This window comes from Microbacterium sp. KR10-403 (genome assembly GCF_040196215.1).
Classification (GTDB): Bacteria; Actinomycetota; Actinomycetes; order Actinomycetales; family Microbacteriaceae; genus Microbacterium.
The window spans coordinates 23,953-50,793 of record NZ_JBEGDC010000003.1 but is presented as its reverse complement, the minus strand read 5'-3'; the positions used below and the strand labels follow the sequence as shown (position 1 = coordinate 50,793).

The window sequence follows — 26,841 nt, the reverse complement described above, 5'->3', positions numbered from 1 at the left end:
TCAGGCGGCCGGCCGGCGGCGCTGCAGATCGCGTGCGGCCTCGCCGGCGGGCCGGCCGAGCAGCCGTGCGGCGAACACGAGGTCATAGCCGGAGTTGCGCGTACGGGCTGCGCGCAGGGACGTCGCGGTGTGCTCGGTTCCCGCGGGGCAGGTGGACAGGAAGGTGTCGTAGCGGCGCAGGCGGATGCCCAGGCCATCGCTCGTGACGCCGATCCGATCGACGTCGGCCCAGGGGATCCGGCCCGCGTCGGTGATGCGGATGCCCTCGTCGTCGGCGACCAGCACGGTGGAGCGCCGCCACTGCCGGACCAGTGAGTATCCGCCGCCGGCGCCGAAGAACCCGATGGCCGCGACGCCGACGATGAGGTTCAGGGTCTTGGTCGGCGCGAGCACCAGGACGACCACGCCCATGGCAGTGAACAGCACGCAGATCACCAGCAGGAAGATCAGGTTGCGCCGCGGGGAGACGAACGTCAGGACATCGGGGGAATCGGCCACGACTCAACGGTAGACGGCCCGCGGGAACATCGCGGGCACCAGGGGTGTTCTGATAACCTGGAGTGTCAATCGTGTGGCCGTTCGGCATGCGCGAGCGACAACCGCAACACAATCCGCTTCGCTCCGGCATCCATTCTGTTCCTCAGAACGGGGAACACGTGCGCCGGGGCCCGATCTCTGAAACCAACAAGGACAACCCACTACATGACTACCGCAACGACCGCCCCGGCCACCACGCAGGTCGCCATCAACGACATCGGCTCTGCTGAGGACTTCATGGCCGCGGTCGAGAAGACCCTGAAGTTCTTCAACGACGGAGACCTCATCGAAGGCACCGTCGTGAAGATCGACCGCGACGAGGTGCTCCTCGACGTCGGGTACAAGACCGAGGGCGTCATCCCCTCGCGCGAACTTTCCATCAAGCACGACGTCGACCCCAACGAGGTCGTCAAGGTCGGCGATGAAGTCGAGGCGCTGGTCCTCCAGAAGGAGGACAAGGAAGGCCGCCTCATCCTGTCCAAGAAGCGCGCACAGTACGAGCGCGCCTGGGGCGACGTCGAGAAGATCAAGGAGAACGACGGTGTCGTGACCGGTCAGGTCATCGAGGTCGTCAAGGGTGGTCTCATCGTCGACATCGGGCTGCGCGGCTTCCTGCCGGCGTCGCTCATCGAGCTGCGTCGCGTCCGCGACCTGACCCCGTACCTGGGCCAGGAGCTCGAGGCGAAGATCCTCGAGCTCGACAAGAACCGCAACAACGTGGTGCTCTCGCGCCGCGCCCTGCTCGAGCAGACGCAGTCCGAGTCGCGCACGAACTTCCTCAACAACCTGCACAAGGGTCAGATCCGCAAGGGCACGGTCTCGTCGATCGTCAACTTCGGTGCGTTCGTCGACCTGGGCGGCGTGGACGGCCTCGTGCACGTCTCCGAGCTCAGCTGGAAGCACATCGAGCACGCCAGCGAGGTCGTCGAGGTCGGCCAGGAGGTCACCGTCGAGGTTCTCGAGGTGGACCTGGACCGCGAGCGCGTCTCGCTGTCGCTGAAGGCGACGCAGGAGGACCCGTGGCAGGTCTTCGCCCGTACGCACGCGATCGGCCAGATCGCACCGGGCAAGGTCACCAAGCTCGTTCCGTTCGGCGCATTCGTGCGCGTGGCGGACGGCATCGAGGGCCTCGTGCACATCTCGGAGCTGTCGGGCAAGCACGTCGAGCTGGCTGAGCAGGTCGTCTCGGTGGGCGAAGAGGTCTTCGTCAAGGTCATCGACATCGACCTGGAGCGCCGCCGCATCTCGCTGTCGCTCAAGCAGGCCAACGACGCCGTCGACCCGTTCGGCACCGAGTTCGACCCGGCCCTCTACGGCATGGCCACCGAGTACGACGAGAACGGGGAGTACAAGTTCCCCGAGGGCTTCGACTCGGAGACCAACCAGTGGAAGGAAGGCTTCGACGAGCAGCGCGAGAAGTGGGAGCAGGAATACGCTGCCGCCCAGGCGCGCTGGGAGGCCCACAAGGCCCAGGTCGCGAAGGCGGCCGAGGCCGAGGCCGCCGGCTTCGGCGGCAACGAGCCGTCGTCGTCGTTCTCCAGCGAGTCCAGCCCGGTCGGCACCCTCGCCGACGATGAGGCGCTCGCCGCTCTGCGGGAGAAGCTGTCGGGCCGCTGATTCGGTCTGCATCGCACGGAAGGGTCGGAGCCTCGGGCTCCGGCCCTTCCGCCGTCTTGTGGGGAAACGGCCCCGGCACGCGCTACCGTCGCAGTATGCACGAGCCGGCGCCCGGGCCGCCCATGGCCGACCGCACGCGCGATCGCGCCGCGCTGCTGAACCAGCTGATGCTGGCGGGTGTCGTCGCGGTGGCGACGTTCCTGGCGTTCGCACCGGGGTTCGCCGGCGATCTGGCCCTGCTGTTCGCCGGGGCCGCGCTGGTGTTCCTGCTGACCGGGGCGGTGCTTCTGGTGCCGTGGCATCGCCTGCACCGGGAGTGGCTGCTGGTCATCCCCGCGGGCGACATCCTCGCGGTCGGCATGATGCGCTTCGCGGAGGGATCGACCGGCATCGGACTGCTGTGGGTCTTCCCGGCGATGTGGCTCGCCGCAGACTTCGGACTCGTCGGCATCGTCGGCGGCATGGCGGCCAGCATGGCGCTTTTCGGCGTCGCGCTCGCGCACGATCCCGACCACGTGATCGGCATGCCGACCCTGCTGCTGCCGATGACGATCCTCGCGGTGAGCGTCGTGACGTTCGTGAACGCCCGTCGTGCCGCAGCACAGCGGACGCTGCTCGATGCACAGGCGCGGGCACTGGGTCGTGCGCTCGAGCGCACTCAGCGCCAGGAGCGTGAGCTCCTCGCGACCCTGGAGGCGCGTGACGAGCTCGTCGCCTCGGTGTCGCACGAGCTGCGCACCCCGCTGACCTCGATCATGGGCTATCTCGACCTGGTCCTGGAGGATCCGAGCGTTCCGGCGCGGGCGCGACGCAATGTCGAGGTCGCCGGACGCAACGCGGAGCGCCTGCTGGGGATCACCCGCGACATCCTCGCGGCATCGCAGCGCACGCATGACGCGCACACGCGGGTCGAGTTGCAGCGGGCCGACGCGGACGTGGCGGACATCATCCTCCGCTCGTCCGAGTCGCTGACTCCGCGGGCCGCGGAGCGCCGTATCTCCATCGACACCCACGCCGTGCGCCCGCTGAGCGCCCACATCGATGCGCCCCGCCTGCGCCAGGTGCTCGACAACCTCATCGCGAATGCGATCATCTACAACAGCGACGGGGGCACGCTGGCCCTGACCACCCGCACGGCCGACGCGGACGTCGAGATCGTCGTGCGTGACGACGGTCCCGGCATCCCGGCAGAAGACCTGCCCCAGCTGTTCCAGCGCTTCTACCGCGGCCGTGCCGCGCGCGAGAGCATGGTGGCCGGCACCGGGCTGGGGCTCGCCATCAGCCGCGACATCGTCCGCGCGCACGGCGGCGACATCCTCGTCGACAGTGCTCCCGGACGGGGGACGACCTTCACGGTGCGGCTGCCCGGTGCCGCCTCGACGCCGAAGGAGGACGCCGATGGAGCTTGATCTGACCTCGGTCCTGGCGATGACAGCGCTGACCGTCTCGATCAGCGGAGCCGTGTTCATCACCGACACCGTCGTGCGCCGCGACGACGCCGTGGGCCGGATCTGGGCCGGAGCGTTCCTGGCGGGTCCGCTCGCGCTGCTGGCCTTCCTCGTCTGGGCGCAGGATCGCTCGGCCTGGTGGGCGGTGGCGATCGGCAATGCCGCGTTCGTCTCGACGATCTCGATGATGTGGCTGGGATGCCGCCGCTACAACGAACGGCGGATGGGCGTTGCGAGCGCGGCGGTCACGGCGGGCGCCGCGCTGGTCGCGGTCGTGGTGCTCGTGGCGGGGCCGCACGGCGGCGACTGGGCCGGCGCGGGTGAGACCTACGCGCTTCTCGCCGTCTTCGGTGTGCTCGGCTGCGTCGAGTGCCTGCGCGGCGCTCTGCGTGCGACCCGGGTCGCCTGGACGCTCGCGGTCGTGCTCGCCCTGCACAGCGCCTTCTGCCTGGTGCGTCTGGTCGTCTTCGTCGCCGCCGGCCCCGACAGTGCCTTCTTCGTGACGTGGCTGTCGACGATCCCGGCGAGCTTCGTGACGGTGACCCTCACGATCGTCGCGCTGGTGACGGCATCCGTCCTCCGTGCCGGCCGGGTGCCGATCCGCGGCCTGCGCATGCTCACCGGTCCGCGGGCGCGGACGGCGGCGGAGATGGCGCGGGCGACCGGCGCCGACAGCGGGGTGCTCGTCGCCGAGCAGTTCTGGATCGCCCTGCAGGGGCTGCTCACACGCGCGAGCTGGCACAACGAGCTCGTGGCGGTGTTCGCGGTCCGTGTGGACGATCTGCAGCGGATCGCCACCGCGTTCGGCACGGAGGCGGCCTCGGACATCGCGCGGGCATGGCGGGAGAGCGTCCGGCACCATGTGCCGGCGGCGGCACGGGTCGGCGAGGACGGCCCGTCGGCACTGCTCGTGTCGACGGTGGTGGTGTCGGCGGCCGATGCGAGGCGTGCCGCCGAGCGGATCTCACAGGGCGCGTTCGAGGATCTGCGGACGGTCCCCGGTGCGGTGCTGCCGACGGTGGGCGTGGGCGTGGCGCTCACCGACGAGCAGGGGTGGGATGCCACGGCCCTCGTCGCCCGCGCGCGGGCGACGTCACTCGGCGGTGAGGCGGTAGCCGGCCCCGCGGACGGTCTCGATCCAGCGCGGCCGTGAGGGCGACTCACCGAGCTTGCGGCGCAGATTCGCCATGTGCACCTCGATCGCCCGGGTGTCGGCGTCGCTGACATACCCTTGGTCCACTCCGCGCAGCGCCAGCGCGAGCTCGGTCTTGCTGCGCACGAGCCGGCGCGAAGCCAGCAGCTCGGCCAGGATGTCGAACTCGCTCCGGGTGAGCTCGAGCTGCGTGCCGTCGGCCTCGACGAGGTGCATCTGCCGGTGCAGCCGCAGCCCACGATGCTCGAGCCACGACGGCTCGGCGGCCGCGGGCGGCGCGAGCACGTGCGCGCGCGGCCGGCGGAGCATCGCATCGATGCGGGCCCGCAGCTCGCGGGGGCGGAACGGCTTGGCGATGTAATCGTCGGCGCCGGCCTCGAGTCCCTGCAGGGCGTCGGCCTCTTCGGTGCGCGCCGTGAGGATGACGAGGTACGTGGAGCTAGCGGCGCGGATGCGCCGTGCCGCCTCGAAGCCGTCCATGCCCGGCATGTTCAGGTCGAGCGTCGTCACGAGGGGGTCGTGGTCGCGCACGAGGGCGAGGCCGGTCGCCCCGTCGGCGGCGGTGCGCACCTGGAATCCCGCCTGGGCGAGCACGGTCTCCAGCAGGTGCCGGATGTCGTGCTCGTCCTCGATCACGACGGCGCAGCGCAGCTGAGACACGGTGTCCTCCCCGGCAGTCAGGATATCGCCGAGGCGGGCGCGGGGCGGTGCGCGTGGCATCCTTGTGGGCATGCCTCTCATCGCGTTGACCGGGGGGATCGCCTCGGGCAAGTCCACCGTCGCCGGTCGCCTCGCCGAGCACGGCGCGGTCATCGTCGACGCCGACGCCATCGTGCGCGAGGTGCAGCAGCCCGGATCGCCCGTGCTCGTCGCCCTCGCGGAGGCCTTCGGTGAAGGGATGCTGCGACCCGACGGCTCGCTCGACCGTGCCGCCCTCGGCGGGCACGTCTTCGGCCACCCGGATCGGGTCGCCCGGCTGAACGCGATCGTCCACCCGGCGGTGGGCGAGCAGTCGAAGCGGCGCTTCGCGGAGGCGTTCGCCGCCGACCCCGACGCCGTCGTCGTGTACGACGTGCCGCTGCTGGCCGAGGCGCGCGCCGACGATCCCTGGGATCTCGTCGTCGTCGCCCACGCGCCGGCGGACGTGCGCGAGGCGCGCATGATCGAGCTGCGGGGGATGACGGCGACCGACGCGCGGGCCCGCATCGCGTCGCAGGCCGGCGACGACGAGCGGCTGGCGCTGGCCGACGTCGTCATCGACACCGCGGGCACGCTCGAGCACACCCTCGCACAGACCGACGCGCTCTGGGACCGACTGTCGGAACCCCGACGTAGCCTGGAGTGATGCAGACCACTCGTTCCGTGCGGCCGTTCGAGGTCGTCAGCGAATACGCGCCCAGTGGCGATCAGCCTCAGGCGATCGAACAGCTCGCCGCGCGCATCAACGCGGGCGAGACCGACGTCGTGCTGCTGGGCGCCACCGGCACGGGCAAGTCGGCCACGACGGCCTGGCTCATCGAGAAGGTGCAGCGGCCGACCCTCGTGCTCGCGCACAACAAGACCCTCGCCGCCCAGCTGGCCAACGAGTTCCGCGACCTGATGCCGCACAACGCCGTGGAGTACTTCGTCAGCTACTACGACTACTACCAGCCCGAGGCGTACGTCCCGCAGACCGACACCTTCATCGAGAAGGACTCGTCGGTCAACGCCGAGGTCGAGCGGCTGCGCCACTCGACGACGAACTCCCTGCTGAGCCGACGTGACGTCGTGGTGGTCTCGACGGTGTCGTGCATCTACGGACTGGGTGCCCCGGAGGAGTACCTGCGCGCGATGGTGGCGCTGCAGGTCGGCGAGCGGTATGACCGCGACGCGCTGATCCGCCAGTTCATCGCGATGCAGTACAACCGCAATGACATCGACTTCTCGCGCGGCAACTTCCGCGTGCGCGGCGACACGATCGAGATCATCCCGGTGTACGAGGAGTATGCGATCCGCATCGAACTGTTCGGCGATGAGATCGAGGCGCTCTACCTGCTGCATCCGCTGACCGGCGAGGTCATCCGCACACTCGACTCGGTGCCGATCTTCCCCGCCTCGCACTATGTCGCCGGCACCGACGTGATCCACCGCGCGATCGGCACGATCGAGGAGGAGCTGGCCGGGCGGCTCGCCGAGTTCGAGCGGCAGGGAAAGCTGCTCGAGGCCCAGCGTCTGCGCATGCGCACCACGTTCGACCTCGAGATGCTGCAGCAGCTCGGCTTCTGCTCGGGCATCGAGAACTACTCGCGTCATCTCGACGGGCGCGAGCCGGGCGAGCCGCCGCACACGCTGCTCGACTTCTTCCCCGACGACTTCCTGCTCGTCATCGACGAGTCGCACGTGACCGTCCCGCAGATCGGGGCGATGTACGAGGGGGATGCCTCGCGCAAGCGCACCCTCGTCGAGCACGGCTTCCGGCTGCCGTCGGCCATGGACAACAGGCCGCTGCGCTGGGACGAGTTCAAGGAGCGCATCGGGCAGACGGTGTACCTGTCGGCGACGCCGGGCCGGTACGAGATGGGCATCGCCGACGGCATCGTCGAGCAGATCATCCGCCCGACGGGACTGGTCGACCCCGAGATCGTCGTGAAGCCCTCGAAGGGGCAGATCGACGACCTGCTCGAAGAGATCCGGCAGCGCGCGCAGCGCGACGAGCGTGTGCTCGTGACGACGCTGACGAAGAAGATGGCCGAAGAGCTGACGGACTTCCTCGGCGAGCACGGCGTGCGGGTCCGCTATCTGCACTCGGACGTCGACACGCTGCGGCGCGTCGAGCTGCTGACCGAGCTGCGCGCCGGCGTGTACGACGTGCTCGTGGGCATCAACCTCCTGCGCGAGGGACTCGACCTTCCCGAGGTCTCCCTCGTGGCGATCCTGGATGCCGACAAGGAGGGCTTCCTGCGCTCCGGGACCTCGCTCATCCAGACCATCGGGCGCGCCGCGCGCAACGTGTCGGGGCAGGTGCACATGTACGCCGACAACATGACCGATTCGATGCGCACCGCGATCGAAGAGACCGAGCGCCGCCGCGAGAAGCAGATCGCCTACAACACCGAGCACGGCATCGACCCTCAGCCGCTGCGCAAGCGCATCGCCGACATCACCGAGGTGCTCGCCCGCGAGGGCGCCGACACCGCGGCCATGATGTCGAAGCGGGATGCCGCGAAGTCCAAGAGCGGCAAGGGCAAGAGCCCGACGCCCCAGCTGCGGCGCGAGGGCCTGGCGGCCGAGGGCGCGCAGCAGCTCGAGGACACGATCGGCGACCTCACCACGCAGATGCTGGCCGCCGCCGGCGAGCTGAAGTTCGAGCTGGCGGCGCGGCTGCGCGACGAGGTGCAGGACCTCAAGAAGCAGCTGCGGGCGATGGAGCGGGCCGGCCACGCCTGAGCGGGTGTGCGGCATCCGGTAGCGTGATCGTGTGAGCACCCCGAACGGCCGCGGTCTTCTGATCGGATCGGTCGTCGGCGTGGGCGTGCTGATCGTCCTGGGGGTTCTGACCGCGGGCCCGGTGCAGGTCGAGGGGCCGCGCTGGAGTCCTCCCGCGGTGACCCCGACGCCGATCCAGCTGCCGGGCGCCTCGCCCGGCAGCAGGCTGCCGCAGACGGCGGAGGCCGACCCGCTCTTCCTGCGCATCGTCGGGGTCGTCCTGGCGGTGCTCGCCGTCGTCGCCGTCGCGGCGCTGGTCGCCGCGATCGTCGTCTTCATCGTGCGCCGCATCCGCCAACGGCGGCGCCTGCTGCGCCGACGCGCCGTGAGCGGCGACGTCGGTGGGGGAGTCGTGTCGGCCTCCGGCGGCGCGGTGCCGGCGCCGGCCATGCGACGCGGCATCGCGCGTGCCCTGCAGATCCTCGACGAGCAGCGTGAGCCGTCGGACGCCGTCGTTCAGGCATGGCTGGGCCTGGAGGAGACCGCGGCCGACGCGGGAGCCGGCCGCGAGCCGGCGGAGACCCCGGCCGAGTACACCGCACGGATCGTGCAGCGCTTCGACACCGACAACGCGGCCGCGCAGGCGCTCCTGCGCCTGTATCAGGACGTGCGCTTCGGCGGACGCACGGCGGACGCGGCATCCGTCGCCGCGGCACGTGATTGCCTCCTGCGCCTCCAGGCGTCCTGGCACGAGACCCGGGAAGCTGTCCGATGACGTCCGCGCGCGAGGTGATCCGCCCGACTGCCGGCGCGCTCGTCGCCGCCGCGGCGGTCGCCTTCGCGCTCTGGTTCTTCGGACTGACCCTGCCGTTCGCGATCGCGGCGGGCGTACTGGTCATCGCGGCGGTCGTCGCATGGTCCGTGCACACGGGCTCGGCACCGCCCCTCTACCCGGTGGTGCGCACCGAGCCGCGACCCGGGACCCGGTCGGACGTCGTCCAGACGGCCTGGGCGCTGCGGCCGAGGCACGGCGAGGTCGGCGACGCCGGCATCAAGCGGGTGCGGGCGTTCGCGCGCCGCCGTCTGGCGCGGCACGGCTGGAACCTGGACGACCCCGCAGCAGCCCCCGCCATCCGCAGCGCGATGGGCGAGCGTGCGTGGGCGGTGCTCTCGGGCGCCGCGTCGACGCGGCTCAGCGACGTCGAGCACTGTCTGGATGTGCTCGAATCCTTCGACAAGACAGGAGACCAACTCTCGTGACATCCCCCATCGACGAAGAGATCGAGCCCTACACGCCGGAGCATGCCGGAGAGATCGCGCGCCGCATCCTCGATGCCGTCGGCACCGTCGTCATCGGACAGGCGGAGCCCCTGCGACTGGCCCTGGCCGCGATCCTGGCGGGCGGCCACGTGCTCTTCGAGGATGTGCCGGGACTCGGCAAGACCCTGGCCGCGCGTTCGCTCGCCCAGGCGTCCGGACTCGGCTTCCGTCGCCTGCAGTGCACACCCGACCTCCTGCCCAGCGACATCACCGGCTCGTACGTGTACGCGCCCGACGCGGGGACGTTCGAGTTCCGCCCCGGGCCCGTCTTCACCGGGCTGCTGCTGGCCGACGAGCTGAACCGCACCGCGCCGAAGACGCAGTCGGCGCTGCTCGAGGCGATGGCCGAGGGCCAGGTCACGGTCGAGGGGAACAGCTTCCCGCTGCCGCGTCCGTTCCACCTCATCGCGACGGCGAATCCCATCGAGTACGAGGGCACCTACGCGCTCCCCGAGGCGCAGCTCGACCGCTTCCTCGTGCGACTGAGCGTCGGCTACCCCGACCACGCGGGGGAGGCGCAGATCCTGCAGAACCGCGTGACGCGACGCACCGAGGTGGCCACCGTGGCGCAGGTCGTCGACGCCGACGAGCTGCGCGCGATGCAGGCCGGCGTCGAGGCCGTGCACGTCGACCCCGATGTGATCCGCTACTGCGTCGACCTCGCCGCGGCCACGCGCAGCGACCTCTCCGTCGAAGTGGGCGCCTCGCCGCGCGGCTCGCAGGCCCTCATGCTCGTCGCGCGGGCCGTCGCGGTGATCGACGGCCGCGACTACATCACGCCCGACGACGTGAAGCGCGTGGCCGTCCCGGTGCTTGCGCACCGGCTCACCCTGACGCCCGCGGCATGGGCGAACGGCACCGATCCCGCGCGCGTCGTCGAGGCCGTCGTCGCCGCCGTGCCCGGCCCGCCTGCGGTGGCCCGGGCGGGCCGCGCATCCTGATGCGCGGCATCCCGTCACCGGCGACGGCGGTCGGCATCGGCACCGGGGTCATCCTGCTGGCGGCGGCGCTCGGTTTCGGCCGCGTCGACCTGGCGGTGGCCGGTGCGCTCCTCGTCGTCGTGGCGGCGTCGGCCATGTCCGCGCGCCGCGGTGTGGGCGCCCGGCTGCGCGTCGAGCGCGATCCGGTGCGGCGCGACGGCGATGGGAGGACGGTCGAGGTTCCCTCGCGCATCGACATGACCGTGCCCGAGGCGGAGGCGCTCGTGCTCACGACGACGGCTCCGGGGCGGCGCACCCGGCGCACCGTGGTGGCGGGGCCGATCGCCGAGGTGCCGGTGCGAGTGCGCACCGTGCACTCGGGCGACCAGGACCTGCTGACGGTCGACGCGCTCGCCGTCGGCCGCGACGGTGCGTGGACGCTCGGCCTCGGACCCGGCCAGACCGTGCGGGCACGCATCGATCCGCACGCCCGCGCGCTGCGCGACCTGCCGCTGCCACGCGTGCCCTCGGGGCTGACCGGCGCGCACGATGCGCCCCGGCCCGGCGACGGCGGTGAGTTCCGCGACATCCATCCGTTCGCGCCCGGCGACCGACTGCAGCGCATCGACTGGAAGGCGACGGCGCGCCTCGGACGACGGCCCGGCGACCTCTACGTGCGGCGCACCCTGGCCACCAGTGACATCGACGTCGCGCTGGTGCTCGACGACGGCGACGACCTTACCGGCGTGCTGGGCGACTGGGTGCGCGGAGACCCGGGTGCCGGTCTGCCGACCTCCATGGACGTCGCGCGAGAGGCGGCGTGGAGCCTGGCGACCGCCTACCTCGACCGTGCCGACCAGGTGTCGTTCCAGGTGCTCTCGCGGCTCTCGAGCGCCGTCCCGCGCGGTTCCGGCGCGCGGCACAGGGAGCGGCTCCGCTCGGCGATCGCCGTCGTGACGGCGCAGCAGCGGATGGTGCGCAGCCGGACCCCGCTCGTGCCGGCGAACTCCCTCGTCGTCCTGCTGTCGACGTTCCTCGACGACGAGCCGGTGCGGCTGGCGGGGCTGTGGCGTGCGGGCGGACACCGCGTGATCGCCGTCGACGTGCTGCCCCAGCTGCGCACCGAGCGGTTGCGGCGCGAGGAGACGGCCGCGTCCCGGATCGTGCTCGGAGCACGCGCCGACCGCCTCGCGGACGTGCGGGCGATGGGCGCGGACGTGCTGGTGTGGGATGCCGAGCCCGGCGCCCGCGCGGCGGCGCTGCGCGCGATGACCCGGCAGCGGAGGCGCGGATGACCCGCGACCGGGACGTGCGGATCGCCGTCGGGCGCACCGTGCCGCTGTGGACGCTGCGCGCGGCCGGCGTGGTCGTGTCCGCGGCATCCTTCTTCCTCATCCCTGTGCCGTACGCGATCCTCGTCGTCGTCCTCGCGGCGATCGGCGCGGTGGTGCCGGCCACCTTCACGACCTGGGCGGCGATCGCGGTGCTCGCGCTCGCCCAGCTCGGGCAGCCGCTCGATGCCCGGGCAAGCCTCTTCGTCGTGGTCGTGCATCTTCTGCATGTGATCGGCGGGCTGCAGCTCGCCCTGCCGTGGACCGGCCGTCTGCAGGTGCGCGCTCTGGTCTCGCCTGCGCGGCGCTGGCTGACGCTGCAGGTGCCGGCCCAGGTGCTGCTCGTGCTCGCGCTGCTGGCCCGCGGCCTGCCGCTGCACGGACTGCTGCCGGCGGGGGCCGTCGCGGTCGCGACCGCGGTGGGCATCGTGGCGATGGTGGTGCTCGTGCGGGCGCTGGCCGCGCGCCGCTGAGGGCGAACGCGGTTCCCGGCTCAGTGTCGGAGGCCACACCTAGACTTGAGCGGTGCCCATCGTCCCCGTCTCCAGCTCCGGCCATCCTTCCGGAAAGCTCAGTGTCCGCGGCGCGCGCGTCCACAATCTGCGCAACGTCGATCTGGACATTCCCCGCGACTCGCTCGTCGTGTTCACCGGCCTCTCCGGGTCGGGCAAGTCGAGCCTCGCATTCGACACGATCTTCGCCGAGGGGCAGCGCCGCTATGTCGAGTCGCTGAGTGCCTACGCGCGGCAGTTCCTCGGTCAGGTCGACCGCCCCGACGTCGATTTCATCGAGGGGCTGAGCCCGGCCGTCTCGATCGACCAGAAGTCCACGAACCGCAACCCGCGGTCCACGGTCGGCACGATCACCGAGATCCACGACTACATGCGCCTGCTGTGGGCGCGCATCGGGGTGCCGCACTGCCCGGAGTGCGGTGAGGTCATCCAGCGGCAGACCGTGCAGCAGATCGCCGACCGGCTCGTCGAGCTGCCCGAGCGCACCCGCTACCAGATCGTCGCACCGGTCGTCACGCAGAAGAAGGGGGAGTTCGTCGACCTCTTCAAAGAGCTCTCGGCGAAGGGCTATGCCCGCGCCGTCGTCGACGGCGACCTCGTGCAGCTGGCCGAGCCGCCCGCGCTGAAGAAGAGCTACAAGCACGACATCGCCGTGGTCGTCGACCGGCTCGTGGCCGGGGGCGAGATCCTCGATCGCATCACCGACTCGGTCGAGACCGCGCTGGGGCTGGCCGACGGCATCATGCAGGTCAACTTCGTCGACGAGGAGGGGGATGCCGCCTGGCAGAGCTTCTCCGAGAAGCTCGCGTGCCCCAACGGCCACCCGCTGCAGCTCACCGAGATCGAGCCGCGGACGTTCTCGTTCAACGCGCCGTTCGGCGCCTGCCCGACGTGCTCGGGCCTGGGCACCCGCATGTCGGTCGACGTCGACCTCATGCTCGGCGACGAGGACCTCTCCATCGCCGAGGGCGTCATCATCCCGTGGACCACGCAGGGCAAGGGGCTGTTCCAGTACTACGAGCGGCTGCTGGCGGGCCTGGCCGATGACCTCGGCTTCTCGCTCGACACGCCGTGGCGCATGCTGCCGCAGGACGTGAAGGACGCGGTGCTGCACGGCGACAACTTCAAGGTCACCGTCAAATGGAAGAACCGCTACGGCCGCGAGATGCGGTACACCTCGGGCTTCGAGGGCGTCGTCCCCTACATCGAGCGGCAGTACATGCAGGCCGAGTCCGACTCGGCACGGCAGCGTTGGGCCGAGTACCTGCGCGAAGTGCCCTGCGCAGCGTGCGACGGCGATCGGCTCAAGCCCGAGGTGCTGGCGGTCACCGTGCACGGTCGTTCGATCGCCGATGCGTCCCGGCTGAGCCTGGCCGAGGCGCAGGACTACTTCTCGACGCTGAAGCTCACCGACCGCGAGGCGAAGATCGCCGCCCAGGTGTTGCGCGAGATCCGGCTGCGGCTCGACTTCCTCGTCCAGGTGGGGCTGAACTACCTGAACCTCGGCCGCTCGGCGGGTTCGCTGTCGGGTGGTGAGGCCCAGCGCATCCGTCTCGCGACCCAGATCGGGTCGGGACTGACCGGGGTGCTCTACGTGCTCGACGAGCCGTCGATCGGCCTGCACCAGCGCGACAACCGGCGCCTCATCGAGACGCTCGAGACCCTGCGCGACCTCGGCAACACGCTGATCGTGGTCGAGCACGACGAGGAGACCATCCACGCCGCCGACTGGATCGTCGACATCGGTCCGCGCGCCGGCGTCGACGGCGGCGCGGTCGTGCACTCCGGCCCGCTGGCGTCGCTCCTGGAGGAGCGCGCGTCGCTGACCGGTGACTACCTCGCCGGGCGTCGCGAGATCCCGCTGCCGCGCAAGCGGCGGCGCATCGACAAGAAGCGGCAGCTCTCCGTCGTGGGCGCGCGCGAGAACAACCTGCAGAACGTGAGCGTCGACTTCCCGCTCGGCGTGTTCACCGCCGTCACGGGCGTCAGCGGGTCGGGCAAGTCGTCGCTGGTCAACGACATCCTCTACCAGGTGCTCGCCTCGCGCCTGAACGGTGCGCGCACCGTCCCGGGCAAGCACACCCGGGTGACCGGCATCGACCACCTCGACAAGGTCGTGCACGTCGACCAGGCGCCGATCGGCCGGACGCCGCGCTCGAACCCCGCCACCTACACCGGCGTGTTCGACCGCATCCGCACCCTGTTCAGCGAGACGCCCGAGGCCAAGGTCCGCGGCTACCGCCCGGGGCGCTTCAGCTTCAACGTCAAGGGAGGCCGCTGCGAGGCGTGCTCGGGCGACGGCACGATCAAGATCGAGATGAACTTCCTGCCCGACGTGTACGTCGACTGCGAGGTCTGTCACGGCAAGCGGTACAACCGCGACACGCTCGCGGTGCACTACAAGGGCAAGAACATCGCCGAGGTGCTCGAGATGCCGATCAGCGAGGCAGCGGTGTTCTTCGAGCCGATCCAGGCCATCCACCGCTACCTGCAGACGCTCGTCGACGTGGGGCTGGGCTATGTGCGGCTCGGCCAGTCGGCCACGACGCTCTCGGGCGGCGAGGCGCAGCGCGTGAAGCTCGCGACCGAGCTGCAGCGGCGGTCGAACGGCCGCTCGGTGTACGTGCTCGACGAGCCCACGACGGGCCTGCACTTCGAGGACGTGCGCCGGCTGCTCGAGGTGCTGAACGGACTGGTCGACAAGGGCAACACCGTCATCGTCATCGAGCACAACCTCGACGTCGTGAAGTCGGCCGACTGGATCATCGACCTCGGTCCCGAGGGCGGATCCGGGGGCGGCACGGTGGTGGCCACGGGGACGCCGGAGCAGGTCGCGCGCGTCGACGGCTCGCACACCGGCGCGTTCCTGGCCGAGATCCTGGACGGGGCGGACGCACAGCAGCGCAAGGCGGGCTGACCCGATGGCCGACCAGCTTCCGTACAAGCCGAAGCAGGGGGAGATCCCCACAGAGCCGGGCGTGTACCGCTTCCGCGACCGCGATGGGCGCATCCTCTACGTCGGCAAGGCAAAGAACCTGCGCTCCCGGCTGTCGAACTACTTCGCTCCGCTGCGCACGCTCCACGAGCGCACGCGCCGCATGGTGACCACGGCCGCGTCGGTGGAGTGGACCGTCGTCGGCAGCGACGTCGAGGCGCTGCAGCTCGAGTACATGTGGATCCAGGAGTTCAAGCCTCCCTTCAACGTGCGTTACAAGGACGATAAGTCCTACCCCTACCTCGCCGTGACCCTGGCCGATGAGGCGCCCCGCGTGATCGTCACGCGCAACCACAACATCAAGGGCGCGAAGTACTTCGGGCCCTACCCGAAGGTGTGGGCCGTGCACGACACGATCGACGAGATGATCAAGGTCTTCCCGATCCGCACGTGCAGCGACTCGTCCTACAAGAAGGCGATGGCGACCGGCCGCCCGTGCTTCCCCGGCCAGATCGGCCGCTGCGGCGGGCCCTGTTCGATGAAGGTCACGGTCGAAGAGCATCGTGCCGTCGTCGACGACTTCGTGGCGTTCCTCTCCGGCGGCGACGAGCGCTTCCGCCGTGATCTGACCCGTCGCATGCAGGAGGCCGCGGCCGCCATGGACTACGAGGCGGCCGCCGAGTACCGCGACAAGCTGCAGTCGATCGATGCGGTGCTCTCCAAGAGCGCGCTCGTGCTCGCCGCCGACATGGACGCCGACCTGTTCGGCATCGCCGAAGACGAGCTGGCCGCCGTCGTGCAGCACTTCGTCGTGCGCGGCGGGCGGGTGCGCGGCGTGCGGGCGTCGACGATCGAGAAGGAGCTCGACATCTCCGGCCCCGAGCTGATCGACCAGGTGCTGCAGCGGGTGTACGGGGCCGCGGCATCCACCGACATCCCCCGTCAGATCCTCGTGTCGCAGCTCCCCGACAGCACCGCCGAGCTGGAGTCGTGGCTGCGCGAGCGGCGCGGCAAGAGGGTGACGATCTCGGTCGCGCAGCGCGGACGCAAGGCCGAGCTCATGAAGACGGCGACCCGCAATGCGCAGCAGGCGCTCCTGCTGCACCGCACGCGGCGCACGAGCGACTACGTCGCGCGCACCCAGGCGCTCACCGACCTGCAGGAGGCCCTGGGGCTCGCCGAGGCGCCGCTGCGCATCGAGTGCTACGACATCTCCCACCTGTCGGGCACCAACGTCGTCGGGTCGATGGTGGTGTTCGAGGACGGCCTGCCGCGCAAGGACCAGTACCGCTCCTTCTCGATCGCCGAGACCACCGACGACACCGATTCGATGCACCAGGTGCTGATGCGCCGGCTGGCGCGGCTCGACGACCCCGACGAGCAGGAGCCCGAGACCGACGGCAAGAAGAGGCGGTTCTCCTACCCGCCGCAGCTGCTCATGGTCGACGGCGGTCCGCCGCAGGTCGCCGCGGCGGCGCGCGCGCTCGAGGAGGCGGGCCATCCCGAGATCGCGCTGTGCGGCATCGCGAAGCGCCTCGAAGAGGTGTGGGTGCCCGATCAGGAGTACCCCGTGATCCTCCCGCGCACCTCGGAGGCGCTGTATCTGCTGCAGCGCCTGCGCGATGAGGCGCACCGCTTCGCCATCACGCATCAGCGCCGGCGCCGCAAGCGCGACATCACCACCGTGCTCGCCGAGGTGCCCGGGCTCGGCCCCGCGCGCATCAAGACGCTGCTGCGCACCTTCGGGTCGGTGACGGCCCTGCGGGGCGCGACGCCGGAGGAGATCGCCGAGGTGCCCGGGGTCGGCCCCGCCACGGCCGCGGCGGTGCACCGGCGCCTGTCCGAGAAGTGACGGCGCTCGCTAGGCTGGGAGCGCAGGGGAACGGGGGAACGATGGCCGACACGGCTGCGGAGCAGGGGGCGGGCGAGATCCTCATCGTGACGGGGATGTCGGGGGCCGGGCGGTCGACGGTCGCCAACGCGCTGGAAGACATGGGGTGGTACGTCGTCGACAATCTGCCCCCGCAGATGCTCAAGCCGCTTCTGGACGTCTCGGGACTCGCGGCCGGCGCCCTGCCGCGGGTGGCCGCCGTCGTCGACGTGCGCGGCGGGATGCTGTTCACCGAGCTGCCGGAGGTGACCCGGGCTCTGCGCGATGCCCGCGAGCAGCTGCGGGTCGTCTACCTAGACGCCTCGGACGACGTGCTCGTGCGCCGCTACGAGGCCGTGCGTCGCCCGCACCCGCTGCAGGGCGACGGGACGATCGTCGACGGCATCCGTCGCGAGCGCGAGCGCCTGGCGACCATGCGCGAGAGCGCCGACGTCGTCATCGACACGAGCGACTTCAACGTCCATCAGCTGGCCACCCACGTGGTCGATCTGTTCAGCGAGCAGGGGAGCGCCCGTCACACGCTGACGGTGCTCAGCTTCGGGTTCAAGTACGGCCTGCCCGCCGACGCCGACATGGTGGCCGACATGCGCTTCCTGCCGAACCCGTACTGGCAGGACGAGCTGCGCGCGCTGACCGGCGAGGACGACGCGGTGCGCGACTATGTGCTGGGCCAGCCCGGGGCCGAGGACTTCCTGACCACCTACACGCGCGCGGTCACCGACGTGCTCGAGGGGTATCAGCGCGAGAACAAGCGCCACAGCGTGCTGGCCGTGGGCTGCACCGGCGGCAAGCACCGCTCGGTGGCGATGGCCGCCGAGCTCGCACGGAGACTGCAGGACGTGCCCGGCGTGGCGGTGCGCGCCTCGCACCGGGATCTCGGTCGCGAGTAGCGGGTAGGCTGGAACGTCGTTCCGATCCGCTCACACCCGAGGAGTCCCGTGCCGCTGACCGCAGACGTGAAAGCCGAGCTCGTCACCGTGCGGGACCCGCGCCCGACAGCCCGGGTCGCGGAGCTCACGGCGCTCCTGCGCCTGTCGGGCGGACTGCACTCGATCGCCGGCCGGGTGGCCGTCGAGGCCGAGGTCGACTCCGACCTCCTCGCGCGCCGCACCGCCCGCGAGATCGTCGAGCTGTACGGCGTCCGCCCCGAGCTCGCGCAGATGCAGGGGTCCGCGGGCCCTCGCTTCGTCGTGCGCGTCGTGGAGGCGGGGGAGACCCTGGCCCGCCAGACCGGCCTGCTCGATCAACGCCGTCGCCCCGTGCGCGGTCTGCCCAACAAGCTCACCACCGGCTCGCGCGGCGACCTGGCCGCCGTGTGGCGCGGTGCGTTCCTGGCCGCCGGATCGCTCAGCGACCCCGGCCGGTCGGCCGCGCTGGAGATCACCTGCCCGTCGTCCGAGACGGCGATGGCGCTCGTGGGGGCGGCCCACCGCTTCGGCGTGGCGGCGAAGGCCCGCGAGGTGCGCGGGGTTCCCCGCGTGGTCGTGCGCGACGGGGAGGCGATCCGCGGCGCCCTCGGCGCGATGGGCGCGGTGCAGGCGGCGGCGGCGTGGGAGCAGATGCGGCAGCGCCGGGAGGTGCGCGCGGGGGTGAACCGTCTCGTCAACTTCGACGACGCGAACCTGCGGCGCTCCGCACAGGCCGCGGTGGCGGCGTGCGCGCGCGTCGAGCGCGCGCTGGAGATCCTCGGCGATGAGGTGCCCGAGCACCTGCGTGAGGCCGGCCGGCTGCGTCTGGACCACCGCGACGCGAGTCTGGACGAGCTGGGCCACCACGCCGATCCTCCGCTGACGAAGGATGCCGTGGCGGGGCGCATCCGCCGTCTGCTGGCGATGGCCGACAAGAAGGCGCAGACCGACGGCATCCCCGGAACGGAGTCCGCCGTTCCCGCCGGCGCCGTCGACTGACCGCGTCACTAGGATGAGGAAGGTCATCCCCGCCGCGTCCGCGCGAGGCGACCTGGTCTCCGTCATGGGCGCGGCTCCGACAGGAAGAAGAGAACATGGCGAAGTACACCTTGCCCGACCTCCCCTACGACTACGCCGCACTCGAGCCGCACATCAGCGGCAAGATCATGCAGCTGCACCACGACAAGCACCACGCCGCCTACGTCGCGGGCGCGAACACCGCGCTCGAGAAGCTCGCCGAGGCGCGCGAGTCGGGTGACCTGGGCGCCGTCAACAAGCTGGAGAAGGACCTCGCGTTCAACCTCGGCGGTCACGTCAACCACTCGATCTTCTGGACGAACCTCTCGCCGAACGGCGGCGGGCAGCCCGAGGGCGAGCTGTCGGCGGCCATCGACGAGTTCTTCGGCGGATTCGACAAGTTCCAGGCGCACTTCGCGGCCGCGGCCGCGGGCATCCAGGGCTCCGGCTGGGCGGTCCTGAGCTGGGACCCGATCGGCGAGCAGCTGATCATCCAGCAGCTGTTCGACCAGCAGGGCAACACCGCCCAGGGCACGATTCCGCTGTTCCAGCTGGACATGTGGGAGCACGCCTTCTACCTCGACTACCTGAACGTGAAGGCCGACTACATCAAGGCGGTCTGGAACATCGCGAACTGGCAGAACGTGCAGTCACGTTTCGACGCAGCACGTGAGAAGACGGCAGGCCTGCTGGTACTGTCATAGCGAGCGCAGGCGTCCCGGTGGGAAGCCCGCCGGGACGCCGTTGTCCCAACCCCGTGAAAGAAAATCGCGCATTTGCGCATGACACACCTGGGAGACATTCCGTGACCGTCAAGATCGGAATCAACGGCTTCGGCCGCATCGGACGCAATTTCCTCCGCGCGGCACTCGCGCAGGGCGCCGACATCGAGATCGTCGCCGTCAACGACCTCACCGACAACAAGACCCTCGCGCACCTGCTGAAGTACGACTCGGTCGGTGGCCGTCTCGGCCAGGAGGTCAGCTACGACGCCGACGCGATCACGGTCGGCGGCAAGGCCATCAAGGTCTTCGAAGAGCGCGACCCCGCGAACCTCCCCTGGGGCGAGCTCGGCGTCGACATCGTCATCGAGTCCACCGGCCGCTTCACGAACGCGGCGGACGCCGGCAAGCACATCGCGGGCGGCGCGAAGAAGGTCATCATCTCGGCGCCGGGCACCGACGTCGACGGCACGTTCGTCATGGGCGTGAACGAAGACACCTACGACGCCGCGAGCATGAACATCATCTCGAACGCGTCGTGCACGACCAACTGCCTCGCCCCGCTGGCCAAGGTCTTCGAGGATGCGTTCGGCATCGAGCGCGGCTTCATGATGACCGCGCACGCCTACACGGCCGACCAGAACCTGCAGGACGGCCCGCACAAGGACCTGCGCCGCGCCCGCGCCGCCGCGATCAACATCGTGCCGGCCTCGACGGGTGCGGCCAAGGCCATCGGCCTGGTCCTGCCGGAGCTGAAGGGCAAGCTCAGCGGCTCGTCGTACCGGGTCCCGGTCCCCACCGGGTCGATCGTCGACCTGACCATCGTCACCACGCGTGAGGGCCTCACCGTCGACGAGGTCAACGCCGCGTACAAGGCAGCGGCCTCCGAGGGACGCCTCAACGGCATCCTGAAGTACACCGAGGACCCGATCGTCTCCAGCGACATCCAGCTCGACCCGCACTCGTCGATCTTCGACGCGGAGCTGACGAACGTCAGCGGCAACCTGGTCAAGGTCTCGAGCTGGTACGACAACGAGTGGGGCTACTCGAACCGCCTGGTCGACCTCACCGAGTACGTCGGCGAGCGTCTCTGATCCACATGGCTCTGCGCACCCTCGACACCCTGCCGGACCGCGTAGGGGGTTCGCTCGCAGGCACGCGCGTCATCGTCCGTTGTGATCTCAACGTCCCGCTCAAGGACGGCGTCATCACGGACGATGGCCGCGTGCGCGCGTCGCTGCCCACGCTGAAGTCCCTCATCGACCAGGGCGCACGCCTCGTCGTGTGCTCCCACCTCGGCCGCCCGGCCGGGGCGCCCGACCCGAAGTACAGCCTCAAGCCCGTGGCCGAGCGGCTGTCCGAGCTGCTCGGCACGCCGGTCGCCTTCGCGGCCGACACCGTGGGGGCATCGGCGCACGAGGTCGTCGACGGCCTCGGCGACGGCGACGTCGCGGTCATCGAGAACCTCCGCTTCAACCCGGGCGAGACCTCGAAGGACGAGGTCGAGCGCGACGCGTTCGCCCGCGAGCTCGCCACGCTCGGTGACGCCCTCGTCTCCGACGGGTTCGGCGTCGTGCACCGCAAGCAGGCGAGCGTCTACGACCTCGCGCAGATCCTGCCGAGCGTCGCAGGGCTGCTCATCGCGACCGAGGTCGACGTGCTCGACCGCCTGACCGAGAACCCCGAGCGTCCGTACACGGTCGTCCTCGGCGGCTCGAAGGTCAGCGACAAGCTCGGCGTGATCGCCCACCTGCTGCCGCGCGTGGACAAGCTCCTCGTCGGTGGCGGCATGATGTTCACCTTCCTGGCCGCACAGGGGCACAAGGTCGGCGCGAGCCTGCTCGAGCAGGACCAGCTCGACACCGTCCGCGGCTACATGGAGACCGCGCGCGAGCGCGGCATCGAGCTCGTCCTCCCCGTGGACGCGGTGGTCGCGGCATCCTTCGCCGCCGACGCCGACCACGTGGTCGCCGATGCCGACGCGCTCGAAGACACCGCGTTCGGCGCCTCCGGCCTCGGACTCGACATCGGCCCGCGCACGGCCGAAGTCTTCGCCGAGGCGATCCGCAGCAGCACGACGGTGTTCTGGAACGGCCCGATGGGCGTGTTCGAGATGCCGGCGTTCGCCGCGGGCACGAAGACGGTGGCGCAGGCGCTCACCGAGGTGACGGGTCTCAGCGTCGTGGGCGGCGGCGACTCCGCCGCGGCGGTGCGCCAGCTCGGCTTCTCGGACGACAGCTTCGGCCACATCTCGACGGGTGGAGGCGCCAGCCTCGAGTTCCTCGAGGGCAAGAAGCTTCCCGGACTGGAGGTGCTCGGATGGGAGCAGTGACCCGCACGCCGCTCATCGCCGGCAACTGGAAGATGAACCTCGACCACCTGCAGGCGGTCGCGCTCGTCCAGAAGCTGCACTGGACGCTGAAGGATGCCAAGCACGACGCCGATTCGGTGGAGGTGGCGGTCTTCCCGCCGTTCACCGATGTGCGCACCGTGCAGACGCTGCTGGACGCCGACAAGATCCCCTTCGCGCTCGGCGCGCAGGATCTGTCGGCGCACGACTCCGGCGCCTACACCGGTGAGGTGTCGGGCGCGTTCCTCGCGAAGCTCGACTGCCGGTACGTCATCATCGGTCACTCCGAGCGGCGCGAGTACCACGCGGAGAGCGACGAGGTCGTGGCATCCAAGGTCCAGGCGGCCCTGCGGCACGGCCTCGTGCCGGTGATCTGCGTGGGTGAGACCGCGGAGGACCTCGAGACCCACGGCGCCAGCGCGGTCCCGGTCGCGCAGCTGACCGCGGCGCTCGCGGGTGTGCCCGCCGGTACCGAGATCGTCGTCGCGTACGAGCCGGTCTGGGCGATCGGCTCGGGTCAGGCGGCCACGCCGGAGCAGGCACAGGACGTGTGCGCGAAGCTCCGCGACGTGGTCGTGCAGGCCATCGGCGGCGACGCCGCCGACCGGACGCGCATCCTCTACGGCGGATCGGTGAAGTCGGGCAACATCGCCGGCTTCATGCGTCAGCCCGATGTGGACGGTGCCCTGGTCGGGGGAGCGAGCCTCGTCGTCGACGAGTTCGCCGCGATCATCCGCTACCAGAAGCACGTCGGCGTGTGAGCGTGTGCGGCGGGGCCCGTACCCCGCCGCACACCTCCCGTATACTTGACCGGGTGCGGCCGCCGGGCCGCCGCGAAAGGCAGTGAAGCGTTGGAGATCCTCGAGTTCGTCCTGCAGGTGGTGCTCGGCATCACGAGCCTGCTGCTGACCCTCCTGATCCTGTTGCACAAGGGGCGCGGTGGCGGCCTGTCCGACATGTTCGGCGGCGGCATGAGTTCGGCGGTGGGCTCCTCTGGGCTGGCCGAGCGGAACCTGAACCGCTTCACCGTGGTGCTGGCCCTCGTCTGGTTCATCGCGATCGTCGCGCTGGGCCTCATCACCAAGCTGCAGGGGATCTGACATGGCGACCGGCGGAAACGCGATCCGGGGCACGCGCGTGGGCGCGGGCCCGATGGGCGAGCAGGACCACGGCTACCACGCGGAGCGTGTGGCGGTGTCGTACTGGGACGCCCTGGGCAACGAGACGGTGCGCTACTTCGCGGCCGACATCCCGGCGGAGGAGATCCCCGACACCATCGACTCCCCGCACTCCGGGCTGCCGGCGGGGCGTGACAAGGCGAACCCGCCCGAGATGGCGAAGGCCGAGCCCTACAAGACGCACCTCGCGTACGTGAAGGAGCGCCGGACCGACGACGAGGCCGAGCAGCTCCTCGACGACGCCCTGCGCCAGCTGCGGGAGCGCCGCGGCCAGTAGGCGGACGACGCGGGTCAGTACGACCCGTCGATGAGATCAGGCGGCACATTCTGTGCCGCCTTTTCGTCGACGAAGAAGATCGTGCGCCGGCGGCCCTTCGCGCCCGCGGCGGGCACGCTGTGGTAGCTGGCGCCGGCGAGGGCCAGGCCGAGGGCCGATGCCTTGTCGGGGCCGGCGAGCACGAGCCACACCCGCTTGGACGAGTTGATCACCGGGCGCGTGAGCGTGATGCGCGCGGGCGGCGGCTTGGGGGAGTCGAGCACCGGGACCGCGGTGCGGTCGATGATGCCGATCTCGGGGCGGTCCGGGAACAGTGATGCGATGTGCCCGTCGGGACCCACGCCGAGGAAGCAGATGTCGAACGACGGCCAGTCACCGGTGAGGATGCCGGTGGCGGCCGTCGGAGCGGGGCCGAAAGCCGCCAGCTCCGCGGCGTAGGCGGTCGCGGCCGCCTCGATGTCGAGACCTTCGTCACTCGCCGCCATGCGGTGGATGTTGGCGGCCGGCACCTCGACCTTCGCGAAGAACGCCTCGGTCGCGCCGACCTCGTTGCGATCGGCGGACCCGGTCTCGACGAACCGCTCGTCGCTCCACCAGAAATGGACGTGCGACCAGTCGGTCGTGGCGGCGGCGGGATGGGCGGCGGCCGCGCGCAGCACGGCCGTCCCCATCCCGCCGCCGGTCAGCGACACGTGCACCGTCTTGCCGGCACGGGCGCGCTTGCCGACCCTCGCGTAGAAGCGATCGGCGACGGCGGCGGCCAATGCCTCGGGATCGGCGGCGATGACGACCCTCTTGACGGTGCTGTCAGGCATCCTTGCGCTCGTCCTCCTCGTCGGCACCCCGCAGGAGCGCCCAGCCTTCGGTGATGACCCGACCATACAGCAGATCGGGATCGAGGCTGCGCAGCTCCTCCGCCAGGCATTCGCGCAGCGTCCGCCGGGGGAAGGCCAGCTCGTGCGACGGCTGACCGGGCTGGGTCAGCACGGCCTGCGCCGGCTCCGGGCGCTCGAGGAGCGTGTCACCGGATGCGCGCACAAGGCGCACCGATTTGATGCCGTGCGCCCACTCGTCGGCGGGGAGGTACTCCCAGCCCACGGGCACGTCCAGGGTGAGCCGGAGCCACGCCGCCAACAGGGCGGTCGAGGGAGAGTCCCCTGCACCGCGCACCTCCACCGCGGTGACGGGCTCGTACGGCGGCTGATCGAGCACGGCGGCGAGCTGCTCGCGCCAGCGCGTCAGGCGCGTCCAGGCGAGGTCGGTGTCGCCCGGAGCGTAGTGCGAACCGAGACCGGCCACCCATGCCGCCGGGTCGGGCTGGGTCGCCGCATCCGTGATCCTGCGCTGGGCGATCTTGCCGACGGAGGAGCGCGAGGGCCGCTTGGCCGGCGGCTCGCCCGGCCACCACGCGACGACCGGGGCGTCGGGCAGGAGCAGACCCGTGACGAGGCTCTCGGAGTTGTTGCCGGCGGCGCCGTAGGCGCGCAGCACCACGACCTCGCTGGCGCCGGCGTCGCCGCCGACGCGGATCTCCGCGTCGAGCCGCGGCTCGGCGTCCGTCGCCTGGGGATCGCTGATCAGGGCGATCACCCGCATCGGGTGCTCGCGGGAGGCGTCGTTCGCGGCCTCGATGACCTCTTCCTCCGCACCGTGGCGCAGCAGGATGATGAGGGTCAGCACGCGCCCCAGGGCGACGGCCCCGCCCTCCTCGCGCACGCTGACCAGGGCTTTGGCGATCTTGCTGACGTTGGTGTCGGGCAGGTCGATGATCATGGGCGCCTCCAGGTGCGTCCGTCACGGGCGAGGAGCTCGTCGGCGGAGGAGGGGCCCCATCCGCCAGGGGTGTACTGCTCGAGCGGTCCGCCCTGCGCGGCCCAGTACTGCTCGATGGGGTCGAGGATCTTCCAGCTGAGCTCGACCTCCTCGTGCCGGGGGAACAGCGGCGGGTCGCCGAGCAGCACATCGAGGATGAGCCGCTCGTACGCCTCGGGGCTGGCCTCGGTGAAGGCGTGGCCGTAGCCGAAGTCCATCGTCACGTCGCGCACCTGTGTGCCCGCGCCGGGGACCTTCGAACCGAAGCGGATGGTCACACCCTCATCGGGCTGGACGCGGATGACGAGGGCGTTCTGGCCGAGCCCCGATGTCTGCGACCGGTTGAACAGATGCTCGGGCGCGCGCTTGAACACCACCGCGATCTCGGTCACGCGACGGCCGAGACGCTTGCCCGTGCGCAGGTAGAAGGGAACGTCGGCCCAACGGCGGGTGTTGATGCCGAGCTTGATGGCCGCGTAGGTCTCGGTGGTGGACTGCGGGTCCATCCCGTCCTCGTCGAGGAAGCTGAGCACCTGCTCGCCGCCCTGCCAGCCGCCGCCGTACTGTCCACGGGCCGTGGCCAGCGACAGGTCCTCGGGCAGCGAGACGGCCGCGAGGACCTTCTCCTTCTCGGTGCGCAGGTCCTTCGCGTTGAACGAGATGGGCTCTTCCATGGCGGTCAGCGCCAGCAGCTGCAGCAGGTGGTTCTGGATGACGTCACGAGCCGCGCCGATGCCGTCGTAGTATCCGGCACGGCCGCCGACGCCGATGTCCTCGGCCATCGTGATCTGCACGTGGTCGACGTAGTTGCGGTTCCAGATCGGCTCATAGAGCTCGTTGGCGAACCGCAGCGCCAGGATGTTCTGGACCGTCTCCTTGCCGAGGTAGTGGTCGATCCGGAAGATCGAGTCGGCGGGGAAGGCGCTGCGCAGCGCGCTGTTGAGCTCACGGGCCGACGCGAGGTCGTGGCCGAACGGCTTCTCGATGACCACGCGGCGCCACCGGTCGGGCTGGTCGGCGGTGTCATCCACCAGGCCCGAGCTCTTGAGCTGCTCGGCGACCACGGCGAACGCGCGCGGGGGGATCGAAAGGTAGTACGCGTGGTTGCCCATCGTGCCCCGCTCGACGTCGAGGCGCTCGACCGTCTCGCGCAGCCGGCGGAAGGCCTCGGGGTCGTCGAACTCACCCGAGACGAAGCGGATTCCCTGCAGCAGCTGCTGCCATGTCTCCTCGCGGAACTCGGTGCGTGCGCCCGCCTGTACGGCCTCGCGGACGACCTGGGCGAAGTCCTGGTCCTCCCAATCGCGTCGGGCGAAGCCGACGAGAGCGAAGCCGGGAGGAAGCAGACCCCGGTTGGCGAGGTCGTACACGGCCGGCATGAGCTTCTTGCGGGACAGGTCTCCGGTCACACCGAAGATGACGAGCGCACTGGGTCCCGCGATGCGGTTCAGGCGGCGGTCGTCGGGGTCGCGGAGGGGATTGTGCCCTCGGGCGATCTGGACGGTCAT

The 26,841-nt window shown here is 70.7% G+C and carries 25 protein-coding genes; 20 read left to right on the top strand and 5 right to left on the bottom strand.

Going from position 1 to position 26,841, the window contains the following annotated elements; translation table 11 throughout:
* Complete coding sequence (locus ABMQ42_RS06965; RefSeq protein ID WP_349722152.1) at positions 1–498, bottom strand: STM3941 family protein; 498 nt, start codon at positions 496–498, stop codon at positions 1–3.
* Between the two features lie 204 nt (positions 499–702).
* Here ABMQ42_RS06965 and rpsA point away from each other — a divergent pair, with 204 nt between their 5' ends.
* From rpsA to ABMQ42_RS06950, 3 genes are all read left to right on the top strand, one after another.
* A complete protein-coding gene (gene rpsA / locus ABMQ42_RS06960) occupies positions 703–2,154 on the top strand; it encodes a 30S ribosomal protein S1 (RefSeq protein WP_349722151.1) in 1,452 nt (483 codons plus the stop codon).
* A 95-nt stretch (positions 2,155–2,249) separates the two neighbouring features.
* Positions 2,250–3,563, top strand: a complete 1,314-nt coding sequence (locus tag ABMQ42_RS06955) for a sensor histidine kinase (protein ID WP_349722150.1) — start codon at positions 2,250–2,252, stop codon at positions 3,561–3,563.
* Positions 3,553–4,755, top strand: a complete 1,203-nt coding sequence (locus tag ABMQ42_RS06950) for a hypothetical protein (RefSeq protein WP_349722148.1) — start codon at positions 3,553–3,555, stop codon at positions 4,753–4,755. Before ABMQ42_RS06955 ends, ABMQ42_RS06950 begins: the two co-directional genes overlap by 11 nt.
* Here ABMQ42_RS06950 and ABMQ42_RS06945 read toward each other — a convergent pair.
* A complete protein-coding gene (locus ABMQ42_RS06945) occupies positions 4,696–5,415 on the bottom strand; it encodes a response regulator transcription factor (protein ID WP_349722147.1) in 720 nt (239 codons plus the stop codon). The two genes, ABMQ42_RS06950 and ABMQ42_RS06945, sit on opposite strands and share 60 nt — an antisense overlap.
* 70 nt (positions 5,416–5,485) lie before the next feature.
* Between ABMQ42_RS06945 and coaE the strand changes: the two genes are divergently transcribed.
* From coaE to ABMQ42_RS06860, 17 genes are all read left to right on the top strand, one after another.
* Complete coding sequence (coaE, locus tag ABMQ42_RS06940) at positions 5,486–6,100, top strand: dephospho-CoA kinase (RefSeq protein ID WP_349722146.1); 615 nt, start codon at positions 5,486–5,488, stop codon at positions 6,098–6,100.
* Positions 6,100–8,181 (top strand): excinuclease ABC subunit UvrB, encoded by a 2,082-nt coding sequence (uvrB, locus tag ABMQ42_RS06935; protein ID WP_349722145.1) that lies wholly within the window; start codon positions 6,100–6,102, stop codon positions 8,179–8,181. Before coaE ends, uvrB begins: the two co-directional genes overlap by 1 nt.
* Before the next feature lie 31 nt (positions 8,182–8,212).
* Positions 8,213–8,935, top strand: coding sequence for a DUF4129 domain-containing protein (locus tag ABMQ42_RS06930; protein ID WP_349722144.1), 723 nt, complete (start codon positions 8,213–8,215; stop codon positions 8,933–8,935).
* Positions 8,932–9,420, top strand: a complete 489-nt coding sequence (locus ABMQ42_RS06925; protein WP_349722143.1) for a hypothetical protein — start codon at positions 8,932–8,934, stop codon at positions 9,418–9,420. The genes ABMQ42_RS06930 and ABMQ42_RS06925 overlap by 4 nt, the downstream gene beginning before the upstream one ends.
* A 20-nt stretch (positions 9,421–9,440) precedes the next feature.
* Positions 9,441–10,421 carry an AAA family ATPase gene (locus tag ABMQ42_RS06920; protein ID WP_349722708.1) on the top strand — a complete coding sequence of 327 codons (981 nt, stop codon included), beginning with the start codon at positions 9,441–9,443 and terminating at the stop codon, positions 10,419–10,421.
* Entirely contained in the window at positions 10,421–11,695 is a 1,275-nt protein-coding gene (locus ABMQ42_RS06915) for a DUF58 domain-containing protein (protein WP_349722142.1), read from the top strand. Before ABMQ42_RS06920 ends, ABMQ42_RS06915 begins: the two co-directional genes overlap by 1 nt.
* A complete protein-coding gene (locus ABMQ42_RS06910; RefSeq protein ID WP_349722141.1) occupies positions 11,692–12,204 on the top strand; it encodes a hypothetical protein in 513 nt (170 codons plus the stop codon). The genes ABMQ42_RS06915 and ABMQ42_RS06910 overlap by 4 nt, the downstream gene beginning before the upstream one ends.
* Positions 12,205–12,256: 52 nt before the next feature.
* On the top strand, positions 12,257–15,160 hold the full coding sequence (gene uvrA / locus ABMQ42_RS06905; protein WP_349722140.1) for an excinuclease ABC subunit UvrA: 2,904 nt from the start codon (positions 12,257–12,259) through the stop codon (positions 15,158–15,160).
* Positions 15,161–15,164: 4 nt separating this feature from the next.
* Entirely contained in the window at positions 15,165–17,030 is a 1,866-nt protein-coding gene (uvrC, locus tag ABMQ42_RS06900; protein WP_349722139.1) for an excinuclease ABC subunit UvrC, read from the top strand.
* Positions 17,031–17,071: 41 nt separating this feature from the next.
* Complete coding sequence (gene rapZ / locus ABMQ42_RS06895; protein WP_349722138.1) at positions 17,072–17,959, top strand: RNase adapter RapZ; 888 nt, start codon at positions 17,072–17,074, stop codon at positions 17,957–17,959.
* A gap of 48 nt (positions 17,960–18,007) precedes the next feature.
* Complete coding sequence (gene whiA, locus ABMQ42_RS06890) at positions 18,008–18,976, top strand: DNA-binding protein WhiA (protein WP_349722137.1); 969 nt, start codon at positions 18,008–18,010, stop codon at positions 18,974–18,976.
* A gap of 95 nt (positions 18,977–19,071) precedes the next feature.
* Positions 19,072–19,698, top strand: coding sequence for a superoxide dismutase (locus ABMQ42_RS06885; RefSeq protein ID WP_275279542.1), 627 nt, complete (start codon positions 19,072–19,074; stop codon positions 19,696–19,698).
* Positions 19,699–19,799: 101 nt separating this feature from the next.
* Positions 19,800–20,810, top strand: coding sequence for a type I glyceraldehyde-3-phosphate dehydrogenase (gene gap / locus ABMQ42_RS06880; RefSeq protein WP_349722136.1), 1,011 nt, complete (start codon positions 19,800–19,802; stop codon positions 20,808–20,810).
* A gap of 5 nt (positions 20,811–20,815) precedes the next feature.
* A complete protein-coding gene (locus ABMQ42_RS06875; RefSeq protein WP_349722135.1) occupies positions 20,816–22,048 on the top strand; it encodes a phosphoglycerate kinase in 1,233 nt (410 codons plus the stop codon).
* Positions 22,036–22,827, top strand: a complete 792-nt coding sequence (gene tpiA, locus ABMQ42_RS06870; RefSeq protein ID WP_349722133.1) for a triose-phosphate isomerase — start codon at positions 22,036–22,038, stop codon at positions 22,825–22,827. Before ABMQ42_RS06875 ends, tpiA begins: the two co-directional genes overlap by 13 nt.
* Before the next feature lie 90 nt (positions 22,828–22,917).
* Positions 22,918–23,166 (top strand): preprotein translocase subunit SecG, encoded by a 249-nt coding sequence (gene secG, locus ABMQ42_RS06865; protein ID WP_349722132.1) that lies wholly within the window; start codon positions 22,918–22,920, stop codon positions 23,164–23,166.
* 1 nt (position 23,167) lies between these two features.
* The gene (locus tag ABMQ42_RS06860; RefSeq protein ID WP_349722131.1) at positions 23,168–23,521 is read left to right on the top strand and encodes an RNA polymerase-binding protein RbpA; all 354 of its coding nucleotides are present in this window, start codon (positions 23,168–23,170) and stop codon (positions 23,519–23,521) included.
* Positions 23,522–23,535: 14 nt separating this feature from the next.
* Here the strand turns inward: ABMQ42_RS06860 and pgl are convergent, their stop codons facing one another.
* Genes pgl through zwf form a run of 3 tightly spaced genes read right to left on the bottom strand, consistent with a single transcriptional unit; the run spans position 23,536 to position 26,841 of the window.
* Positions 23,536–24,336, bottom strand: a complete 801-nt coding sequence (gene pgl / locus ABMQ42_RS06855) for a 6-phosphogluconolactonase (protein WP_349722130.1) — start codon at positions 24,334–24,336, stop codon at positions 23,536–23,538.
* On the bottom strand, positions 24,329–25,294 hold the full coding sequence (locus ABMQ42_RS06850; RefSeq protein ID WP_349722129.1) for a glucose-6-phosphate dehydrogenase assembly protein OpcA: 966 nt from the start codon (positions 25,292–25,294) through the stop codon (positions 24,329–24,331). Before ABMQ42_RS06850 ends, pgl begins: the two co-directional genes overlap by 8 nt.
* The gene (zwf, locus tag ABMQ42_RS06845; protein WP_349722128.1) at positions 25,291–26,841 is read right to left on the bottom strand and encodes a glucose-6-phosphate dehydrogenase; all 1,551 of its coding nucleotides are present in this window, start codon (positions 26,839–26,841) and stop codon (positions 25,291–25,293) included. The genes ABMQ42_RS06850 and zwf overlap by 4 nt, the downstream gene beginning before the upstream one ends.